A 20825-nucleotide genomic window follows, 5' to 3' on the forward strand; every position below is an offset into this window, starting at 1 on the left:
TAGTGAGATTTCGGAAATTTCTTAAACATTTATTAAAGATTTATGAATATATTAATTTTGGCTGTCTATTTTAAAGATTTGACAAAATGAGTAGCAATCTCAATCTTTTCGCACCTGTTCAGCTAGGAGCCTATATCCTACCCAATCGGATTGTCATGGCTCCTATGACTCGGTTAAGGGCAATTGACAGTATCCCTAACTCCCTAATGGCGACTTACTACGCTCAACGCGCTAGTGCAGGGTTAATTGTTACAGAATGCACGATGGTGTCTCCTCTCAGTTTAGGCTACATGAATTGTCCGGGTATATACTCAGAAGAGCAGGTGGCAGGATGGCGCTTGGTGACAGATGCTGTCCATGAACAAGGAGGAAGAATTTTTCTGCAATTATGGCACGCTGGGAGGGTTTCCCACTCGTCTTTGTTGGGTGGTGAGTTGCCTGTTGCGCCTAGTGCCATAGCGGGGGTTGGTTCATTACATACGCCAATTGGTAAAGTGTCTTTAGAAACTCCTCGTGCTTTAGAAATTGAGGAAATTACTGAAATCATTGAACAATTCCGCCAAGGGGCGAAAAATGCTTTGGCTGCTGGTTTTGATGGTGTTGAACTTCACGGCGCGTTTGGTTATTTAATTGACCAATTTTTACAAGATGGCTCTAACCAACGTACTGATGAATATGGTGGTTCCATTGAGAACCGCAGTCGGTTCCTTTTGGAGGTGGTAGCTGCGGTGGTTGATATTTGGGGAGGTGAACGTGTCGGTATTAAACTTTCACCTAGTAATACATTTTACGGGATGCAAGATAGCAATCCTCAAGCAACTTTTGGCTATGTGATTAAGACGCTTAACTCTTTTGGGCTTGCTTATCTGCACTTGATGGAACCGAATGAAGTTGATTTAGCTACCCGTGAGGTGTTGAATCCTGTCATTACTGAGTTTCGCCCGATTTACCCAGGAACTATCATTACTAATGGTGGCTATGATGGCATCACAAGCGATTCCTACGGAGCGCTTCGCGAGCGCATTATCATGAGTGGTATTGCAGATTTAGTCTCTTTTGGCAAGTTATTTATCTCTAATCCAGACTTACCAAAACGCTTACAACTTAATGCTGAATTGAATACACCAGATCCAAAAACATTTTATGCTGCCGATGCTACAGGATATACTGATTATGCTTTCTTAGAATCTTAGCATCTTCACAAAGACAGCATAAAATTCGGCATAAAATCGATAAACTCATAACCAGTTTCGGTTTTATAATCGTCTAGAGCAGCTAAGAAAACAGGTAATTAAACATGGGCAGAAATAGGTTGAATCAAACCTATCTAAACACAGCATATTGCAGGTAAATTTAGCCCAAAATTTAGTAGAGGCGTATTGCAATACGCCCCTACATAACTGTATTTTAGATATGGCTCATCTCACCTAGTTTGAAAGCCTGTTTTTACCAGGAAATATCACTTTGCGGGTACGCACAAATAATTATGGATTTGTCAAACTTTACTACACTTCAAAACTTAGAATCTGCTTTCGGTGGTGAATCGATGGCAAATCGCAAATACCTGTTTTTTGCTAATGTTGCGCGTCAACTGGGTTTTTCCGACTTAGCAAAACTTTTTAAGGAAACAGCAGATCAAGAAACTGAACACGCTTTTGCTCATTTTCAGTTGTTACATCCAGAATTAGTTGTTAAAGATGCAGCAAGTTTAACTGATGAACAAAAACGGGAAATTATCTCTCGTTGTTTGTCTTTAGCAATTGAAGGTGAAACCTATGAATACACTACAATGTATCCTGAATTTGCTGCTGCTGCTGAAAATGATCGTGATAATCCCGCAGCGGAAGAATTTCTTAAACAAGCTCAAGAATCTAGCGATCATGCTAACACATTCCGCTCCGCAGCACACCGTTTTGGGTTGCTAAAATTCATTGAAAATTACCATGCAGATCGTTACTCTGAAGCTTTGGAAGTATTAAATGGAGGACAAGCTGTAACTAGAGTAGCAGGTGAAGATCCCGCAACTCAAAAATGGATTTGTAGACAATGCAGCATGATTTATGATCCTGTTGCGGGTGATCCTGATTCGGGAATTGCACCTGGTACACCTTTTGCCGCAATTCCTGATGATTGGAGTTGTCCTATTTGCGGTGCTACTAAAAAGACTTTTAAACCTCTTGAGGAAAAAGTTGCTGCTTAAGATAACACTGATTGAGTTTCTCGGTTGAATTTAAGTAAATTACAACTAATATAGCCTTTATCCCTCTTCCCTGATAATCTATAAAATATGGAAGGGGGATTTTTATATTTTTAACTAACTGAGTTTAATTTCTGGATAAATAAATATGCTGCCAAAAATAAGAAAAATTTACAGACTTGAAGAATACTCTCAGTCAGATATATTCTATCATTCTTTGGCTCCCATTATAGGAATCATCTTATCAGTTTTTGGTGGCTGGATAATGTTTAGTTTTTGGTTTTTAACAGGTGCATTTATTAGTATTTTATTTTTAGATATTGATAATTGTTATGAAGTACTAACTTGTCACTTCAATTCCACAATTGGTAAAATCACCTTGCAACAACGAAATATATTTTCTCAGGGAGTGATTGAAATACCACTTAATGAAATTGAAACTGTACTAATTAACTCATGTAGTTCTTCCTTTACTACTAAAACTAGATTTGGTAAAAAAATCCAAATTGATAATCAGTTATATTGGATTGTTGTTGTTTTGCATTCTGGTGAACATCGTCGCCTGACTTATTATGAAACATCTATGTTTAAGAGTAAACAAATAATAGTTGATTATATTTTGTTTTTGAAAGAGAATACATAAGATTAATTATCGAGAGGTGCATCATTATCATTATTTGGTCTTGGTTTGGGGGAATGAATAGTGTATTTTTTGGCAGCGCTAGGTTTTACGATTTTGATATTTTTCGTATTTAGGTATTAGGTATTTGACTTGTAGGTGAAGGGGGTTAGCTGAAAGTTACTAGGGTTAAAAATTCAGCAGATGTGTATTAGTTTGTATTGATACTTGCAGATTTTCTCATCCGCTAGTGATATTCTACACCAAAAATAAGGTTGCTTGATGACTATTTTGGAGAAAAAATCTCCACATTTATAATTCTATGACATTATTTGAGTAAGTTGTAGTAATTTTATTTGAAGCTCTTGAGCAGGTAAAACAGTAATGCTAGTTCAGTTAACTATAGAAAACTTCCTATCTTTCAGAGAGGAGACAACATTTAGTCTAGTGGGGGTAAGCAGTGACCAGCGTCATGCAGATCATTTTGCTGTAGACGCAGCAGGTAAAGGGCGATCACTATTGCCTATCTCTGCTATATATGGTGCAAACGCAGCAGGTAAGTCTAATCTGATCAAGGCAATTGATTTTGCAAAAAATTTGATTGTAGAAGGAACACGTAGTGGGCAAATTATTCCAATTTCTCCATTTAAATTAGGTGATGACAATAAAAAACCTAGTAAGTTTGAATTTATTTTTACTTATCGGGACAACCTTTATTCTTATGGATTTAAGCTGAATGCTACTCAGATTCTTGAAGAGTGGCTTTATGTCACTCCTGCTGGTAAAAAAAGAGAAGTACTATACTTTGAGCGTATTACCTCTGAAAATAAAGAAACAAAAGTAGAGCTTGGAGCATCGCTTAAAGGTAGAAGTAACAAAAATAAGCAATTTTTAGAATTTATTGAACAAGGTACTCGTCCTAATCAGCTTTTCTTGACAGAAACTGTGGATCGTAATGTTCAGTTAGTAAAGCCAGTATTTGACTGGTTCAAAAAGGTGCTGACCGTTATACCAGCAGAAGCTACACATCAAGGTTTAGAGCTTGGAATGCTGAATAGTAAGGAATTCACTGATTTTTTGAGCAATTTTTTGAAATTTGCCGGTACAGGAATTGATTCGATAGGAACAACAGAGGTTGAACTAGATTTTGACCGTTATCTTCCAGACATACCAGAAAATCATAGAGAGGAAATAATTCAAAATCTTTCTGAATCTGGTGAAAATTCAGCCGTCATGATTGAGAATTCATTAGGTAAGCGTTACCTTCTTATGAAAAATTCTCAAAATCAGTTAAATTTAATTCAGATCAGAACTCAACATCATCATGAAAGTGGTCACCTTGTTGACTTTACAATCGAGGAGGAATCCGAAGGTACACAGCGCTTGATTAATCTCATTCCTGCGCTTTTTATTTTGAAGGAAAATCCTGAAAAAGTCATTTTTCTAGATGAGTTGGATCGTCGTTTACATCCCTTGCTATCACGTCAATTTGTAGAAGGTGCATTAAAATGCAAAAGTCAAAACAATATGAGCCAACTAATTTTCACAACTCATGATACTAATTTGCTTGACTTAGAACTTCTGCGTCGAGATGAAATTTGGTTTGTTGAAAAAAATAAACAAGGTGCATCACATATCTATTCTCTAGCTGAATTCAAAATTCGCCCTGACTTGGAAATAGAAAAAGGATATTTAAACGGTCGATTTGGAGCTATTCCATTTTTTGGTGATATTCGTAGTTTAGGATGGCTTGATTGTGAAGATGATGTAACTAAAAAAAATAATATTAACAATGGGAAAAATCAGTAGAACTAAATTAATTGATCGTGCCTATAATACACGAGATGCAAAACTTTTTATAATTGCTACTGAGGGTGCAGAAACTGAACAGCAATACTTTGGAATGTTTTATGATTCCCGCATAAAGATAGAAGTATTATCTACGGGAGAAGATAACAGATCTGCTCCCCAATATGTTTTAGATAGATTAGAAGAGTTTGTCAGAAAGTATGATTTAAATGAAGATGATAGTCTTTGGCTTATGTTTGATGTAGACAGATGGCCTGTCAAGAAATTAAGTGAGATTTGCCGTGAAGCTAGAAAGAAAAAATATCATTTAGCAATTAGTAATCCCTGTTTTGAAAGCTGGTTATATTTACACTTTGATAATTTAAGTCCTGATGATAAGCCATGCAGAATTATTGAAGATAAGCTACGTGAAAAATTAGGAAGTTACAACAAGAGTAATCTTGACTTAAGTTTGTACAAAGAAAATATTGAAGAAGCTGTAGAACGTGCTAGGTATTTGGATACCAACCATAATCATAATTGGCCTCATACACCAGGAACGCGAGTTTATAAACTCGTTGAGATACTTCTTAAAGCAATACAAGATTTTAGTTAATCATTAATTTAATTAGAGTTGTAAGAATTATTTTTTCAAAAATACCCCCAAAAAAAGAGAGTGGGAGGAGGCATTATCAAGCGCCATTCTCTCCCACTCTACTATTTGCTGCTGAAGCGATTCAGGAATATACACATAACGCTAATCGTTTCTTAGGGGGGTAATCTACAGGTTAACGATAACGCCTCTACTCAGTGAGTATTCCTATTGCAGCAAACACTAATTCTATTTATTTGTCTGACAACCTTAACAAGAATCATTTGCTAATTTGTTTAACCTTTTCACAACTGCTTGCTTTCGTTTGTCTAATACAATTTAGCTTGGTTCATCATCAGGTGGTTGCCAATTTGGCATTTTCTTTTGGTTTTTATATTGTTCATTGTTAACAATTTACAATATGAATATCTGTTAATGCAACAGAAAATCACTAGATAAATTTCTGCAAAAATATCCGGATAACTGAAAAGAGACTGTTGGTAAATTAAAAAGGGGTAACACCCCTCATCTCTATCCAGACTTGATTTCAGTAGGTTTTAAGACACTTTATATATTTATCTAAAACTGATTTTAAAGCAACTTAACCATATAAAACCAATGTTTTAGCTATGAGGGGTGAAACCCTTCATTAATTAACAACCTGTTTTCTAAAAGTCGTAATTATCGAATTTAAATGCTTAAACCAATTCTCCTAGGGGCAAAATCAGCAACGGTGGGATGACAAAATTCATGAGTTGTGATATCTCGCCAAATAGGCAAAGCTAAGGTTATATATTCGGCTCTAGCTTGTAAAGATGCAGCTGCGGCTTCTGGTGAAAGCGTCGTGACAACAACTGCACTATTGATGTACAACATCTGAACAAAGTTATTTTGTCAGGAATATCAGCGATAATTTTGGTTATACGTCTGCACGGAGAACTCATGCTGACATCTCCAGAAATTGTTACATGGCTACAAGAACGCACAACTTTAGGCATTCTCTCATCTGAAGTATTGAATGCGATCGCTCAAGCTATAGAAGAAACCGTCATTCCCGCTGGAAAAAACCTTGTTACTGAAAGAACATCCCCACAAGCGCTTTATATTCTCGTCAATGGTCAAATAGAAAGCGATTCTGTTTGTGGCTTCCTTCCTGGTGCAGTTATTCACCTCAAAGAAATACTCCTAGATGAATTAATCCCATTCACAATTACCACCCTCACAGAATGTCATCTCTGGGTTATCCCCCGCGCCAAATTTCAGGATTTAGTCAGTCAATATCCAGAAATTAGCCAAGCTTTGTCTCGTCTATTAGCTCAAGAATTGGCTCAATTAGCATCTGCGTTAACCTACGAACAAGAGCGTTCTCTCGCTTTGCGACCCTATGTAGTCACCAAAGCCCAACGGGGAATTGTGGGTACAAGTCGGTATGCTGTCAAGTTACGAGAGCAAATTTGTAAAGCGACTAATGACCAGAAATCTGTAGTTATTTTTGGGGAACCTGGTTTAGATAAAGATAATATCGCCGCCCTAATTCACTATAGTTCTCCCCAACGACGACAACCAATTATTAAAATTAATTGTGGCCTTCTTCAACATAGCGGTGCAGATTTATTTGGTCGTGCTGGTGGTAAACCAGGACTGTTGGAATGGCTGGGAGGAGGTACTCTCATTCTCAACAACATCCAAGAATTACCCACAGAATTATTACCGAGTTTGATACAGTTACTCAAAACAGGGACATATTCACCTACTGCGCGTCCTGAAGATCCACCGGCTGAAGCTCGCATCAGTAAAGCCCGGATTCTCATGGTATCAGAAAAAACTTTACCAACTGTTGAGCGCTGTGTTGGACATAGTATTAAAGTCCCGCCGTTACGGGTCAGGAAAGCTGATATTAAAGTGCAGGTGGAATATTACACCAGTCTCTACACTCGCTCTAGAGGTTTAGCGAAACCACGGATGACTCCTGAAGCTTTACGTAGCCTTCAGTCCTATGATTTTCCCGGAAACCTCAAAGAACTCAAAAATCTCGTTGAACGTGCCATAGTGCAAGCTGGAACAGCCAGTGAATTAACAACAGAACTGTTTTGGGCTACCCAAGGGAAGCAACAGCAATTTCGGGTAAATTTATTAAATGCCTATCCGAGGTTACGGCGATTTCTGCGAAGTGATTGGTGGCCGGAACGCATCAACTATGGTTTTACGGTGATAGCTTTTCCCTTGATTGTGGCTGTGTTGTTCATGGGACCGCAAACGCGCGATCGCAATTTTGCTTTAAATATGTTTTGGGCTTGGTGGTGGCCTTTCTCGCTGTTGATATTTCCCTTTTTAGGGCGAGTGTGGTGTTCTGTTTGTCCATTTATGATTTATGGAGAAATCACCCAAAAGCTATCTTTGATATTATTTCCGCGCACATTGCAACGCTGGCCAAGAGAAAAAGCTGAAAAGTGGGGTGGCTGGTTTTTATTTGGTTTATTTACCCTCATTTTCCTCTGGGAAGAACTTTGGCATTTAGAAAATACAGCTTATCTTTCGGCTTGGTTACTATTATTAATTACCGCTGGCGCAATGATTTGTTCTGCCATTTTTGAGCGGCGATTTTGGTGTCGTTATCTCTGTCCTATTGGCGGCATGAATGGCTTATTTGCTAAACTTTCTATGACCGAACTTCGCGCCGAACAAGGTATCTGTTCTGCCAGTTGCACAACTTATCAATGTTATAAAGGCGGAGTGCAGAAAGGCGAAGGTTTAGAAACTAACGGCTGTCCTATATATTCCCACCCAGCCCAGTTAGAAGAAAACCGCGATTGTGTTCTGTGCATGACTTGTTTAAAAGCTTGTCCTCATCGTTCTGTAGCCTTTAATTTGCGTCCTCCTGGAATTGAATTGTGGACAACTCATACTCCCCGCAGTTATGAAGTGGCATTATTATTTTTACTCTTGGGTGGAGTATATTTGCATCGTTTACCAGAATTACAAACTTGGTTAGGTTTGGAACTAGATTTAAATCAGTTTTTACCGCATTTAGGTTTATCGCTGTTGGCGTTAATTATTCCTGTGGCTGTTCCTTTCGGGGCATATAAGTTAATGCAACTTTTTTACTGGCTGGGAAAATCCAAAATTAAAACATCTTCTAAACCCAGACCTTTTATCGAACTTGTTTATGGTTATTTACCTTTGATATTGGGTGGAAATTTGGCGCATTATTTACGTTTGGGTTTAAATGAAGGAGGGCGAATTTTGCCGGTGACTTTTGCAACTTTTGGTTTAAATGGCGAACAGTTGCCAATATTGGTAGCACACCCAGCAGTGATTGCATTTTTACAAGGTTCTACTCTTGTGTTTTCTGTGTTGTTAACGATGGTTTTAACACAAAAAATTGCTCGACAACCCTTACGGATGCTGCTTTGGCAACACTTGGGAGCTATTATTTTAGGTTGGAGTATGTCGATGTTGATTGTATTTTAAAAATTCTCGAAGATAAATCAATTGACTTCTATTACTGATTAGATATAGCTAATTTAGCCGAATCAGCAAATGCTTTAGTATCTGTAAATACCGTAAGTTCTGCATCACTTTGTTAACGTACCATTCTATTTAAACTGATCGTATTTTCAGCTACAGTTATCCCTTCCCGAAGTGAGTAACAATGGAGATAAATAACTGATATGCAGCCTTGTCTGTAAATAATGCGGCTGTTTCATGAAACCTCGAATCATTGTTTGTGGCTTAGGACGCACTGGATATAAAATCTTTCGTTTGCTGAGACAACAGGGTGCTTTAGTTGTCGGTATTCATCGCAAACCCATACCTGGCGAAGCTGCGGGAGATGTAATTATTGGCGATTTATATGCAGCTTCTACCCTGAAAGCAGCAGGAATTGAGCAAGCACATACTTTAGTAATTGCTAGTTCTGATGATGCCCTAAATTTGTCAATTATGATGCAAGCGCGGGTATTAAATTCTCGTATTCGGATTATTAACCGCTTTTATAATACAAATTTAGGTGAACGTCTAGATCAAACTATAGTAGACCATTTTAGTATGAGTGTTGTTGGTTTAGCAGCACCAGTATTTACTTTTGCGGCTTTGGGAAATCAAGCAATAGGACAAATTAAGTTATTTGATCAAACTTGGCCAATTCAGGAAGAATATATTGATGAGGATCATGTTTGGATAGGTCAGAAACTGAGTGATTTATGGGAAGATAATACGCGAATGCTAATTTATTATCTACCTGTAGTCGGGAAGATGAATTTAGTATCGGCGGTCTTGTCTGAACAAAGATTAAAAGTAGGCGACCGCTTAATTATTGGTACTCAACCTCGCATTAATCAATCACGGAAATCATTAGGAAGAAAACTGCTAAAAATATTTACAAGTATCCGCCAGTTTCAGAAACACGCTCAATCTGTGATAGTCATGGCAATGGTACTAGTAGTAATTATTTTACTGGCTACATTTACCTATGTTTCTACTAAATTAAATATCTCATTTGTTGATGCTTTATATTTTGCTGTAGGCATGATTACAGGTGCAGGTGGTAATGATAAAGTAGTAGAACAAGCACCAAATAGCATTAAATTATTTACAGTTTTTATGATGCTGGCAGGGGCAGCAGTTTTTGGGATTTGGTATGCTATGCTTACTGATTTTGTTTTAGGTACTCGCTTTAAACAATTTTGGGATGCTGCCAGAATTCCCCAACGGAGTCATTATATTGTTTGTGGTTTGAGTGGGATTGGTATTAGGATTATCCAGCAACTCCACGCCAGTGGACATGAAGTAGTAGTAATTGAAACAGATCCTAATAATAAATTTGTCAGCACTGCTAGGGGAATGAGTATTCCTATTATTCTTGCTGATGCCAGTTTTCGGACAACTTTACAAACTAGTAATATAGATACTGCTGCCGCAGTTTTGGCTGTTACTAACAACGATGCTACTAATTTAGAAATTGCTCTTAAAGCTAAGTGTTTAAAACCCAAAATTCCTGTAATTGTTAATTACGTTGATCCTGATTTTGCGGGTATGGCACAACAGGTATTTGACTTTGAAGCTGTATTGAGTCCGGCGGAATTAGCCGCCCCTGCTTTTGCTGCTGCTGCCCTTGGGGGTAGAATTATTGGGAATGGGATTATTGCCGATAGTTTGTGGGTAGCTTTTGCCACTTTAATTACACCTTTACACCCTTTTTGTGGTCAATGGGTCAAAGATGTAGCCAGGTCTGCAGATTTTGTACCTTTATATTTAGAGACAAATCATCAAACTTTAAATGGCTGGGATTTATTAGAAACTAATCTCAGTCCTGGAGATATTTTATATATGACCATTCCTGCAAATCGATTATATCAATTATGGCGTGAGGAACAGCAGCCGATCATAGGTTGAAGTGGAATATTGGGATATATTGTTATTCACAAATTATTTGTCAAGGAAAGCCAATATCTGTATGATAGTTTAAGGATTTTAAATTATGCCAAGAAAAATAAATATTTAAGTCGTATTGCATTAGACATATTTGATAATTAGTATATTTTTCTAGTTTAAAAATATGCTGAAAAAGAGCATTATTTGATACAAGTTAAATTTCTCAAAATCTATTCTTGATTACAACTTTAAAAACACTTTAGGAAGAGAATGGATTGAGAAAAGAATATTATTTGGACTCGGAGACGAATCATGGTAGCGATCTCAGAGAAAGTTCAGCCCCGGTTAACTATACAAACTGTAGAAATTGCCCCTAATACAACGGCGATTCGCTCTCTTGATTGGGATCGAGATCGTTTTGATATTGAATTTGGACTGCAAAACGGCACAACCTATAATTCATATTTAATTAGGGGTGAACAAACAGTTTTGATTGATACTTCTCATCAGAAGTTTCGTCACCTGTATTTAGAAACCCTCAAAGGTATTGTTAACCCCAAGACAATTGATTACATTATTGTCAGCCACACAGAACCAGATCATAGCGGTTTGGTAGAAGATGTATTACAGTTAGCACCGAGAGCAACTGTTTTAGCTTCTAAAGTAGCGCTTCAGTTTTTGGAAGGTTTAGTACATGATCCTTTTTCCAAGCGAATTGTCAAAAGTGGCGATCGCATCGATATTGGTAAAGGACATGAAATCGAATTCGTCAGTGCGCCCAATTTACACTGGCCTGACACGATTTTCAGCTTTGATCGCCAAACCCAAATCCTGTATACCTGTGATGCATTTGGAATGCATTTCTGCGACAATCGCACCTTTGACGAAGACTTAGAAGCGATTGAAGCCGACTTCCGATTTTATTACGATTGCTTAATGGGTCCTAATGCTCGTTCTCTATTGAATGCAATGAAGAGAATGGGTGAACTTGGTAAAATCAAAATAATTGCTAACGGACATGGTCCATTACTGCATCATAATCTAGATCTGCTGACAGAGTGTTATCAAAACTGGAGCCAAAAACAAGCTATAGCAGAGACTGTAGTTGGTTTATTCTATGTTTCAGAATATGGATATAGCGATCGCTTGGCTATGGCGATTTCTGAAGGTATCCAAAAAGCTGGAGTGGGAGTAGAAGTAATTGATCTCAACACAGCAGAACTCCAAGAAATTCAAGAACTAGCAGGTAGAGCATCGGGTATTATTATCGGAATGCCTCCAACTACCTCCATAGCAGCTCAAGCTGGAATGAGTTCATTGTTATCAGTCGCCAAAAATAAGCAAGTAGTAGGACTATTTGAATGTTATGGTGGCGATGATGAACCCATTGATACCCTACGTCGTAAATTTATTGATTTAGGTGTCAAAGAAGGCTTCCCAGCAATTCGGATAAAAGAAGTTCCCAGTGCATCAACCTACCAACTTTGTGGAGAAGCTGGTACAGACTTGGGACAATTGATCATGCGAGAACGCAACATCAAACAAATCAAGTCTCTCGACGTGAACATGGAAAAAGCGTTGGGTAGAATTAGCAGTGGCTTGTATATTGTCACCGCCAAAAAAGGTGATATGAGTGGAGCAATGATCGCTTCCTGGGTGACACAAGCTAGTTTACAGCCTTTAGGCTTCACAATAGCCGTGGCCAAAGACCGGGCTATTGATAACTTACTCCAATTAGGCGATCGCTTTGTTCTCAATGTCTTGGAAGAAGGAAACTATCAAGACCTGAAAAAGCATTTCCTCAAGCGGTTACATCCCGGTGCAGATAGATTCGCCGGCGTGAAAACCCAAACCGCCAAAAACGGTTCACCCATTCTTACAGACGCACTCGCATACATGGAATGTGAAGTTGTCACCAGCATGGAATGTAGCGACCATTGGATTTTATACTGCACAGTCGAAGATGGACGTGTTTCCAAGCCTGATGGAATCACAGCAGTACGCCATCGCAAAGTAGGGAATTACTACTAATTCGTAATTTGTAATATTTCCTGCGGAAACGCTTCGCGAACGTAATTCGTAATTCGTAATTTGTAATTAAAAATCTAATTATGAATTATGAATTACTAATTACTAATGTTTAAATTTTGAATTGCAATGCACAGATATTTTCCTGCAAATATTTCATAATTATTATGAGCTTCCCAGATCCTCTTTCTAACGCTTTTGAATCTGCTAAAAATTGGTTGTCACAAGTTTTTTCTCCACAACAAAAACCTATGAGCAATTCCAAACCACGCGACGTACAAATTCTACCTATTGCCACAAACACCAAAGTTATTAGAGCCAGAAGTGCGTCACGTCTAAGGTTTGAAATTGAATATGCACTTGAAAGAGGAACTACCTCCAATTGCTATTTAATAGAAGCCGATAAAACTGCCTTGATTGATCCTCCAGGGGAAAGTTTCACCGCAATTTATCTGGAAGCATTACAGGATACAGTTAACTTCAGAAAGTTGGATTATGTGATTTTGGGTCATTTTAGTCCCAACCGTGTACCAACTTTAAAAGCACTGTTAGAACTTGCACCACAAATAACTTTTGTTTGTTCTTTGCCTGCATCTGCTAATTTACGGGCGGCTTTTCTAGACCAAGATATCAAAGTTTTGGTCATGAAAGGAAAAGAAAATTTAGATTTGGGTAAAGGTCATATTTTAAAATTCTTACCTACACCTAGTCCCCATTGGCCAGAAGCACTTTGTACCTACGACCAACAAACCCAAATTCTCTACACAGATAAATTATTTGGAGTACATATCTGTGGAGATGAGGTATTTGATGACAACTCAGAAAGCTTTAAAGAAGACCAGCGTTACTACTTTAATTGCTTAATGGCTCCCCATGCAATCCATGTAGAAGCAGCTTTGGAGAAAATCTCCGATTTGCAAGTGAGAATGTATGCTGTTGGTCACGGGCCGTTAATTCGCACCGGCTTAATTGAACTGACAAAAGCCTATGGAGAATGGAGTCTTTCCCAAAAGAATCGGGAAATTTCCGTAGCGTTACTTTACGCTTCAGCTTATGGCAATACTGCAATTTTAGCGCAAGCTATGGCGCTAGGATTAACTAAAGGTGGGGTTGCAGTTCAATCAATTAACTGTGAATTTGCCCTACCTGATGATATTCGTAATACTGTAGAAAAAGCAGATGCTTTTATTATAGGTACTCCCACCATTGGTGGTCATGCACCTACTCCTATTCACACAGCTTTGGGTATTGTTCTCTCTACCGGTGACAATAGCAAACTGGCTGGGGTATTTGGTTCCTACGGTTGGAGTGGTGAAGCCTTAGACTTGGTTGAAGGTAAACTCCGAGATGCTGGATATCGGTTTGGCTTTGATACCTTGAAGGTAAAATTTAAGCCTGATGAAGTTACACTCAAATTATGTGAAGAAATCGGTACAGATTTTGCTCAAGGTTTGAAAAAAGCCAAAAAAGTTCGTGTACCCCAACAATCTGCTACCCCAACAGAACAAGCTGTAGGGCGGATTATTGGTTCTGTCTGTGTGGTGACAGCCAAGCAAGGAGAAGTTTCCACAGGAATGCTAGGCGCTTGGGTTTCTCAAGCTACTTTTAATCCACCAGGAATTACAGTTGCGATCGCTAAAGACCGAGCCGTAGAATCTCTTATGTATCCTGGTGGAAAATTTGCTCTCAATATTCTCCCTGAAGGTGTTCATGTAGATTACATGAAGCATTTCCGCAAGAATTTCGCCCCCGGAGAAAATAGATTTGCTAACTTCCAGACTGTAGAAGCAGAAAACGGCTGTACAATTCTCACTGACGCATCAGCTTATCTGGAATGTTCAGTTAGCCAACGTCTTGAATGCGGCGATCATTGGGTAGTATATGCAACAGTGGATAACGGTAAATTACTCAAGGCTGATGCTATGACTGCTATCAACCACCGCAAAACAGGTACACACTATTAATTACCAAAAGGTATAAATTAAATAACCTAACCGCCTTGAGTAATTACCAAGGTGGTTTTATTTTGGTGTTGACGATATGAATCAAGTTAAAAGTGGGTAGTTTAAATACAGTGCCAGATCAAGTCATCTCTTGACTGAGGAATAATTGTATAGCAGGTGACAGGTGACAGTCTGAAGAGTCTTTTGGTGTCTAGGTTTTATAATCACTTGGTGTCCTAGCCGCCCTGTTCGTTGCTATATATGTGACTATGAAATAGCCCTGATAGTCAATCAGATATAAATATAATATTAGTAGAAATTGCTAAATTTTTATAATTTTATACATTATAAAAACTACAACAATTATTACAGCTATGAAACCAAAAGAATTTCAAAAAATCATCAGCTACTTTATAGAAGAATCAGAAGAGCATCTCAACACAATCTACAAAGGTTTATACAATTTACAAAACACTATTGATGATAGAGAAGAATTAAATGCCATATTCAGTGCTACTTTTAGTATGAAAGGTGGCGCAGCAATGCTAGGATTTACCAGTTTGCAAAAAATTGTATCTCATCTAGAAGATTGTCTGAAATTACTGCGTTATCCGATTATTGCCGACGAACCTCTACAATTACTATTCTTGGATATTTATCATGCTATCAAAAGATTAGTTACGGTAATTAAAGCAAATGATGGTTTAAATGCAGCCAAAGTAGTTGATATTACTTTGAATACTGATGCTGTTTTTACAGTTCTCAACTCTCATTTACTTTTTCTGATTGATAAAACTAACTATAAAGCCAAAATAACTAACATAGATGTCTGTGAAAACTGGAGTTATGATATACCATTAAAGCTGATTTTATTAGATACTAAAAACTTTTTATGTAGAGCTTTCGCCGATTATTTTGAAGGCTTACCCAATGTAAAAATCGTCAATGGAACTTTTGAAGAGTTATCTTTTTTTGATTGTATAGTTACTGCTGCTAGTTCTTTAAATTCCGCCAATAATATTGATTCTACAGTACTAAATTTTTTTGGTAAAGACGTAGAAACATTATTACAAAAACGCATTCAGGAAGAGTATTTGGGAGATCAACCTATCGGCACATCTTTAATTGTAGAAACAAATCATGCTTTACATCCATTTATTGCCCATAGTCCCACTCTGAGAATGCAAATGTCAATAGCTGGTAAAGATCACGTTTATCAAGGACTGTGGTCAACTCTTTTAGCCATTCGCAAACATAACCAAACTTATTGTAATTGTTTACAAAAACAAATAAATACAGTTGTTGTTCCTGGTTTGGGGACTAGTCCAGGTAGCGTCCCAGTTGATGAAGTGGCTAGACAAATGTCTATGGCATATCAAAATTTTCTTTTCAGTGTTCAGCCTTTACAGTCTTCATATCCAAGACAAGCACAGGATTCGCTTGCACTTTCTTAAAAAAAGCAAAAGTAAAATTTTCTTAAATTCTGTAATTGCCACCAAGACAATTGCTAAATCCTAGTTTAATCTTTAATTATAAAGGTATTGATAGTTGACTTTTTTAATCAAATGCCAGCTACTGCCAAAGCTATTTTATAGTATTTTTTTTCCTCCTATGGCTCCCAAACACACAAAAATTAAATTTCCTCTTTGGCATTATTTGAACCAACCCTTATTTAGCCGTGATACTAAATTAATTTGGAATCCCCAGCGTTTCGCACTAATCTGGCGAATTGGACTTTTAGAAAGGTGTTTGGCTAAACATTCTGACGCTAAAGGACCCCAACAACATTAGCTAATCAAAATAATTCGTAATTCGTAATTCGTAAACAGGGAACAGGGAACAGGTGACAGGTGACAGGTAACAGGTGACAGGGAACAGGTGACAGGTGACAGGGAACAGGGAACAGGTGACAGGTGACAGGTAACAGGTGACAGGTAACAGGTAATTCTTAATTTCCCCGCGTCTGGAGCGTCTCCCCATCTCCGCGTCCTCCCTCGTTCTCCCAACGACACACCGGACTACTTAAGCCTCGTCGTCTATAGAACGGGGTTTTTTGCCATCTAATAAAGCACTGACAGTCATATCTCCCATGACATTGATTGCAGTGCGACAACGATCTAAAAACCAGTCTACAGTTACTAGTAATGCTATATAATCTGTCGGTAAACCCACAGAACTAAAAACCAAAGTCATTGTTACTAGTCCAGCATTGGGAATACCTGCTGCACCTACAGAAGCAAAAATGGACGTGAGAACTACAATTAATTGCTGACCTAAACTTAAATGTTGCCCGATCACCTGAGAAATATATAATGCAGACATGGCTTCATAAAGAGCAGTTCCATCATTATTGAAATTTGCGCCAACTAAAGCTCCCAAAGATGCAGAAGATTCTCTCAAACCAATTTTTGTTTGTAAAACCTCAAAGGTGATCGGCATTGCTACTGTTGAAGAAGAAGTGGAAAAAGCTGTTAAGAAGGCATCAGCACCACCAGCTAAAAACTTGATTGGGTTTACCCAAGAACCCAATTTGACTCTGGTGAGATAATAACAAGCTTGTAAAAACAAAGCCACCAGCACCGCGATAATAAATGCGGCTAAAGATTGAAAAGGTGCAAAACCTCTTTCAGCAATGATTTTAGCAACAATACCAAAAACAGCTAAAGGCACTAAGGCAATTACCCAGTTCAAAATGCGGATGATTGCTTCAAATAATGTGGCGATGACATTTTCAATGGACTGGTATTCTTTTTTGCCTTGGTTGATTTGTTCTGATTTTAAACCCCGCAGAACGATACCAAAACTGAGGGCAATGATAATTAATTGGATTACATTATTATCAACTAATGGCTTGAGTATGGCATCTGGTACAGCATCTTTAAATAATCCCCAAGGGTCGAAACTTTGAGGAGTGATTTGTGTGCTGCCTGGGTCTACTAAAGTTCCCCAAGTTCCTGGACGCAGGATGTTGGCAACTAAAAGCCCTATAACGATAGCTACTGTGGTGTTGGTTAAGAGTAATACTGCTAACTTCCTTCCCGCTGTCCCAGGGATATTTGTAGTCATGAAGGTATGCAGCACCGCTACTAAAATCAGCGGTGTGGCTAGGGCGCGGAGTGCCTTGAGGATTAATTCGGCAGGAATTGCTAAATTAGTGATGAAGATAGCGTTGCTGGGGCTAGGATTCCCCGCACCTAGGGCAATGCCGAGGATAATTGCCAGCACGAGAGCAATAATAATTTGTAAGGTGAGGGGAATACGCTGCCACCATGACAGGTTTTTAGTTCCGGGTGAGTTAGTATTCTCTGTTTCGCTCATACTAGATGCTATTAAATGGCTGTAACTATTAAAACATCACCGGCAACCATAAAAATTCCGGGAATAGGAAAGCGGTCATTGAGGGTAAAAACTGTTAAGCTGGTATCCCGTATTGATAAAGTCAATCTAAAATCCAAAATATAAACAAAATATAAAATTATATGTCTTTTGTCCCTTTGCATATTCATAGTGACTATAGTTTGCTCGATGGAGCCAGTCAGTTACCAGAATTAGTAGATAGAGCGATCGCACTGGGTATGAAAGCGATCGCACTCACAGATCATGGTGTCATGTATGGTGCAGTTGAATTAATTAAAATCTGCCGCAATAAGAATGTTAAGCCAATTATTGGCAATGAAATGTATATTATTAACGGTGATATTGAAAAACAAGAACGCCGTCCCAAATATCATCAAGTCGTTTTAGCTAAAAATACAAAAGGCTATAAAAACTTAGTTAAAATCACTACAATTTCTCACCTTCAAGGTGTACAAGGTAAAGGTATTTTTTCCCGTCCTTGTATTAATAAAGATTTGCTTAAACAATATCATGAAGGTTTAATTGTTACCAGCGCTTGTTTAGGTGGAGAAATTCCCCAAGCCATACTTAGTAATCGACCAGATGCAGCCCGAAAAGTTGCTAAATGGTATAAAGAAGTTTTTGGTGAAGATTTTTATTTAGAAATTCAAGATCACGGTTCTCAAGAAGACCGAATTGTTAATGTTGAAATTGTCAAAATAGCACGGGAATTAGGAATTAAATTTATTGCTACTAATGATTCACATTATATTTCTTGTTTTGACGTAGAAGCCCATGATGCTTTGCTATGTATTCAAACAGGACAGCTAATTAGTGAAGATAAAAGAATGCGATATAGCGGCACAGAATATCTCAAATCTGCTGATGAGATGAAGGCGCTATTTCGTGACCATTTAACTGATGATGTCATTGCGGAAGCTATAGCTACAACGGTCGAAGTAGCGGATAAAGTTGAGCCTTATCATATTATGGATGAGCCGAAAATTCCTACTCCTCCAATTCCATCTGGTCACACTCCTGACACTTATACAGAAGAAATTGCTTGGCAAGGACTTCTAGATAGATTAAATCGTAAATCTCGTAGCGAAGTAGATCAAGTTTATAAAGAAAGATTGGAATATGAATTAAAAATGCTGCAAAAAATGGGTTTTTCTACATACTTTTTAGTTGTGTGGGATTACATCAAGTTTGCACGAGATAATAATATTCCTGTGGGACCAGGACGAGGTTCTGCGGCTGGTTCTTTGGTTGCTTATGCAATGCGAATTACTAATATTGACCCTGTACATCATGGTTTATTATTTGAGCGCTTTTTGAACCCAGAACGAAAGTCAATGCCTGATATTGATACGGATTTCTGTATTGAAAAACGGGATAAAGTCATTGAATATGTAACTAATAAATATGGGGCTGATAGAGTTGCTCAAATTATTACTTTTAACAGATTAACATCTAAAGCAGTTTTAAAAGATGTCGCCAGAGTGTTAAATGTTCCCTATGGTGACGCTGATAAAATGGCGAAATTAATTCCTGTGGTGCGAGGAAAACCAACCAAGCTTAAAGTTATGGTTTCTGATGAAACACCAGCACAAGAGTTTAAAGATAAATATGATAATGACCCAACTGTTCGTCATTGGTTGGATATGGCCATGCGAATTGAAGGTACTAACAAAACCTTTGGAGTTCACGCTGCTGGTGTGGTGATTTCTGCTGATCCTCTTGATGAAATTGTCCCCCTACAACGCAATAATGATGGTTCTGTAATTACCCAATATTTTATGGAAGATTTGGAATCATTAGGTTTGTTGAAAATGGATTTTCTCGGTTTGCGGAACCTGACTCTAATTCAAAAAACTATTGATTTAATTGAAGAAACTAAGGGTTATAAAATTGACCCTGATGAAATTACAGGTCAAGAAAGAAAAGCACAACATATATTAGCAAAAGGTCAGCATAGCACCTTACCCAAAGAAGTGCAGAAAGCTTATGATTTATTAGAATCTGGTGAATTAGAAGGAATATTTCAATTAGAGTCTTCGGGAATGAAGCAAATAGTTAGAGATTTGAAGCCTTCTAATATTGAAGATATTTCTTCTATTTTGGCACTTTATCGACCGGGACCATTAGATGCAGGATTGATTCCTAAGTTTATTAACCGTAAACATGGACGAGAACAGATTGAATATGAAACAGGTATTTTAGAACCAATATTAAATGAAACCTATGGAATTATGGTCTATCAAGAGCAAATTATGAAAATTGCTCAAGATATGGCTGGTTATTCTTTGGGACAAGCTGACTTGCTGCGTCGGGCTATGGGTAAAAAGAAAGTTTCGGAAATGCAGAAGCAGGAAGAAAAATTTATTGATGGTTCAACTAAAAACGGTGTGAGAAAGCAAGTTGCTGAACAGTTATTTGCGGATATGTTGAAGTTTGCAGAATATTGTTTAAGTTCCGATACAGAAGTTTTAACTGTTGAATATGGTTTGATTCCCATTGGAGAAATTATCGAAAAAAGGATTGATTGTAGTGTGTTCAGTGTTGATAAAAATGGAAATATTTACACTCAACCAATAGCACAATGGCATGATCGGGGAATACAGGAATTGTATGAATATTGTTTAGATGATGGTTCAACAATTCGCGCCACAAAAGACCATAAATTTATGACTACTGCGGGGGAAATGTTGCCGATTGATGAGATTTTTGAACGGGGTTTGGATTTGTTAAAGGTGCATAATTTGCCACAGTAAAAATTTACAGCTATTTTTAGGTAAATGAACCACATCTTTGATTAAAGTTTCGCGCAAAGACACAAATAAGCAAAGGCGCAAAGGAAGAAAGAAATTAATTTGGGGTGTGGTCTCAATACATGAAAACTGCTGTTAAATTTAAAATTTAAAATTAAACACCCAACTAAACTGAGAC

The 20825-nt window shown here is 37.8% G+C and carries 13 protein-coding genes; 11 read left to right on the forward strand and 2 right to left on the reverse strand.

Going from position 1 to position 20825, the window contains the following annotated elements:
- Positions 1–86: 86 nt before the first annotated feature.
- The 5 genes from ANA7108_RS0103155 to ANA7108_RS0103175 all read left to right on the forward strand — a co-directional run bounded on the left by ANA7108_RS0103155 (position 87) and on the right by ANA7108_RS0103175 (position 5220).
- Positions 87–1193, forward strand: coding sequence for an alkene reductase (locus ANA7108_RS0103155; RefSeq protein WP_016949312.1), 1107 nt, complete (start codon positions 87–89; stop codon positions 1191–1193).
- Positions 1194–1486: 293 nt separating this feature from the next.
- Positions 1487–2200: a rubrerythrin family protein gene (locus ANA7108_RS0103160; RefSeq protein ID WP_016949313.1), complete on the forward strand. Its 714-nt coding sequence runs from the start codon at positions 1487–1489 to the stop codon at positions 2198–2200.
- Positions 2201–2345: 145 nt separating this feature from the next.
- Positions 2346–2840 carry a hypothetical protein gene (locus tag ANA7108_RS0103165; RefSeq protein WP_016949314.1) on the forward strand — a complete coding sequence of 165 codons (495 nt, stop codon included), beginning with the start codon at positions 2346–2348 and terminating at the stop codon, positions 2838–2840.
- A 360-nt stretch (positions 2841–3200) separates the two neighbouring features.
- Positions 3201–4625, forward strand: a complete 1425-nt coding sequence (locus ANA7108_RS0103170; protein ID WP_016949315.1) for an ATP/GTP-binding protein — start codon at positions 3201–3203, stop codon at positions 4623–4625.
- Complete coding sequence (locus ANA7108_RS0103175; RefSeq protein ID WP_016949316.1) at positions 4609–5220, forward strand: RloB family protein; 612 nt, start codon at positions 4609–4611, stop codon at positions 5218–5220. The genes ANA7108_RS0103170 and ANA7108_RS0103175 overlap by 17 nt, the downstream gene beginning before the upstream one ends.
- A 666-nt stretch (positions 5221–5886) precedes the next feature.
- On the opposite strand, the gene ANA7108_RS0103180 is transcribed toward ANA7108_RS0103175, so the two are convergent.
- Positions 5887–6072 (reverse strand): hypothetical protein, encoded by a 186-nt coding sequence (locus ANA7108_RS0103180; protein WP_016949317.1) that lies wholly within the window; start codon positions 6070–6072, stop codon positions 5887–5889.
- Positions 6073–6141: 69 nt separating this feature from the next.
- On the opposite strand from ANA7108_RS0103180, the gene ANA7108_RS0103185 reads away from it, so the two are divergent.
- From ANA7108_RS0103185 to ANA7108_RS0103205, 5 genes are all read left to right on the forward strand, one after another.
- Entirely contained in the window at positions 6142–8667 is a 2526-nt protein-coding gene (locus ANA7108_RS0103185; protein WP_026103959.1) for a sigma 54-interacting transcriptional regulator, read from the forward strand.
- A gap of 234 nt (positions 8668–8901) precedes the next feature.
- Entirely contained in the window at positions 8902–10590 is a 1689-nt protein-coding gene (locus ANA7108_RS0103190; RefSeq protein ID WP_016949319.1) for a TrkA family potassium uptake protein, read from the forward strand.
- Between the two features lie 291 nt (positions 10591–10881).
- Positions 10882–12600: a diflavin flavoprotein gene (locus ANA7108_RS0103195; RefSeq protein WP_016949320.1), complete on the forward strand. Its 1719-nt coding sequence runs from the start codon at positions 10882–10884 to the stop codon at positions 12598–12600.
- Positions 12601–12848: 248 nt separating this feature from the next.
- Positions 12849–14561: a diflavin flavoprotein gene (locus ANA7108_RS0103200; protein WP_026103960.1), complete on the forward strand. Its 1713-nt coding sequence runs from the start codon at positions 12849–12851 to the stop codon at positions 14559–14561.
- 353 nt (positions 14562–14914) lie between these two features.
- Positions 14915–15994, forward strand: coding sequence for an Hpt domain-containing protein (locus tag ANA7108_RS0103205; RefSeq protein WP_016949322.1), 1080 nt, complete (start codon positions 14915–14917; stop codon positions 15992–15994).
- A gap of 568 nt (positions 15995–16562) precedes the next feature.
- Here ANA7108_RS0103205 and ANA7108_RS0103215 read toward each other — a convergent pair.
- Complete coding sequence (locus tag ANA7108_RS0103215; RefSeq protein WP_016949324.1) at positions 16563–17858, reverse strand: dicarboxylate/amino acid:cation symporter; 1296 nt, start codon at positions 17856–17858, stop codon at positions 16563–16565.
- Positions 17859–18019: 161 nt separating this feature from the next.
- Between ANA7108_RS0103215 and ANA7108_RS0103225 the strand changes: the two genes are divergently transcribed.
- Positions 18020–20650, forward strand: a complete 2631-nt coding sequence (locus tag ANA7108_RS0103225; protein WP_016949326.1) for a trans-splicing intein-formed DNA polymerase III subunit alpha N-terminal partner DnaE-N — start codon at positions 18020–18022, stop codon at positions 20648–20650.
- Positions 20651–20825 lie beyond the last annotated feature (175 nt).

Source organism: Anabaena sp. PCC 7108 (assembly GCF_000332135.1).
Classification (GTDB): Bacteria; Cyanobacteriota; Cyanobacteriia; order Cyanobacteriales; family Nostocaceae; genus Anabaena.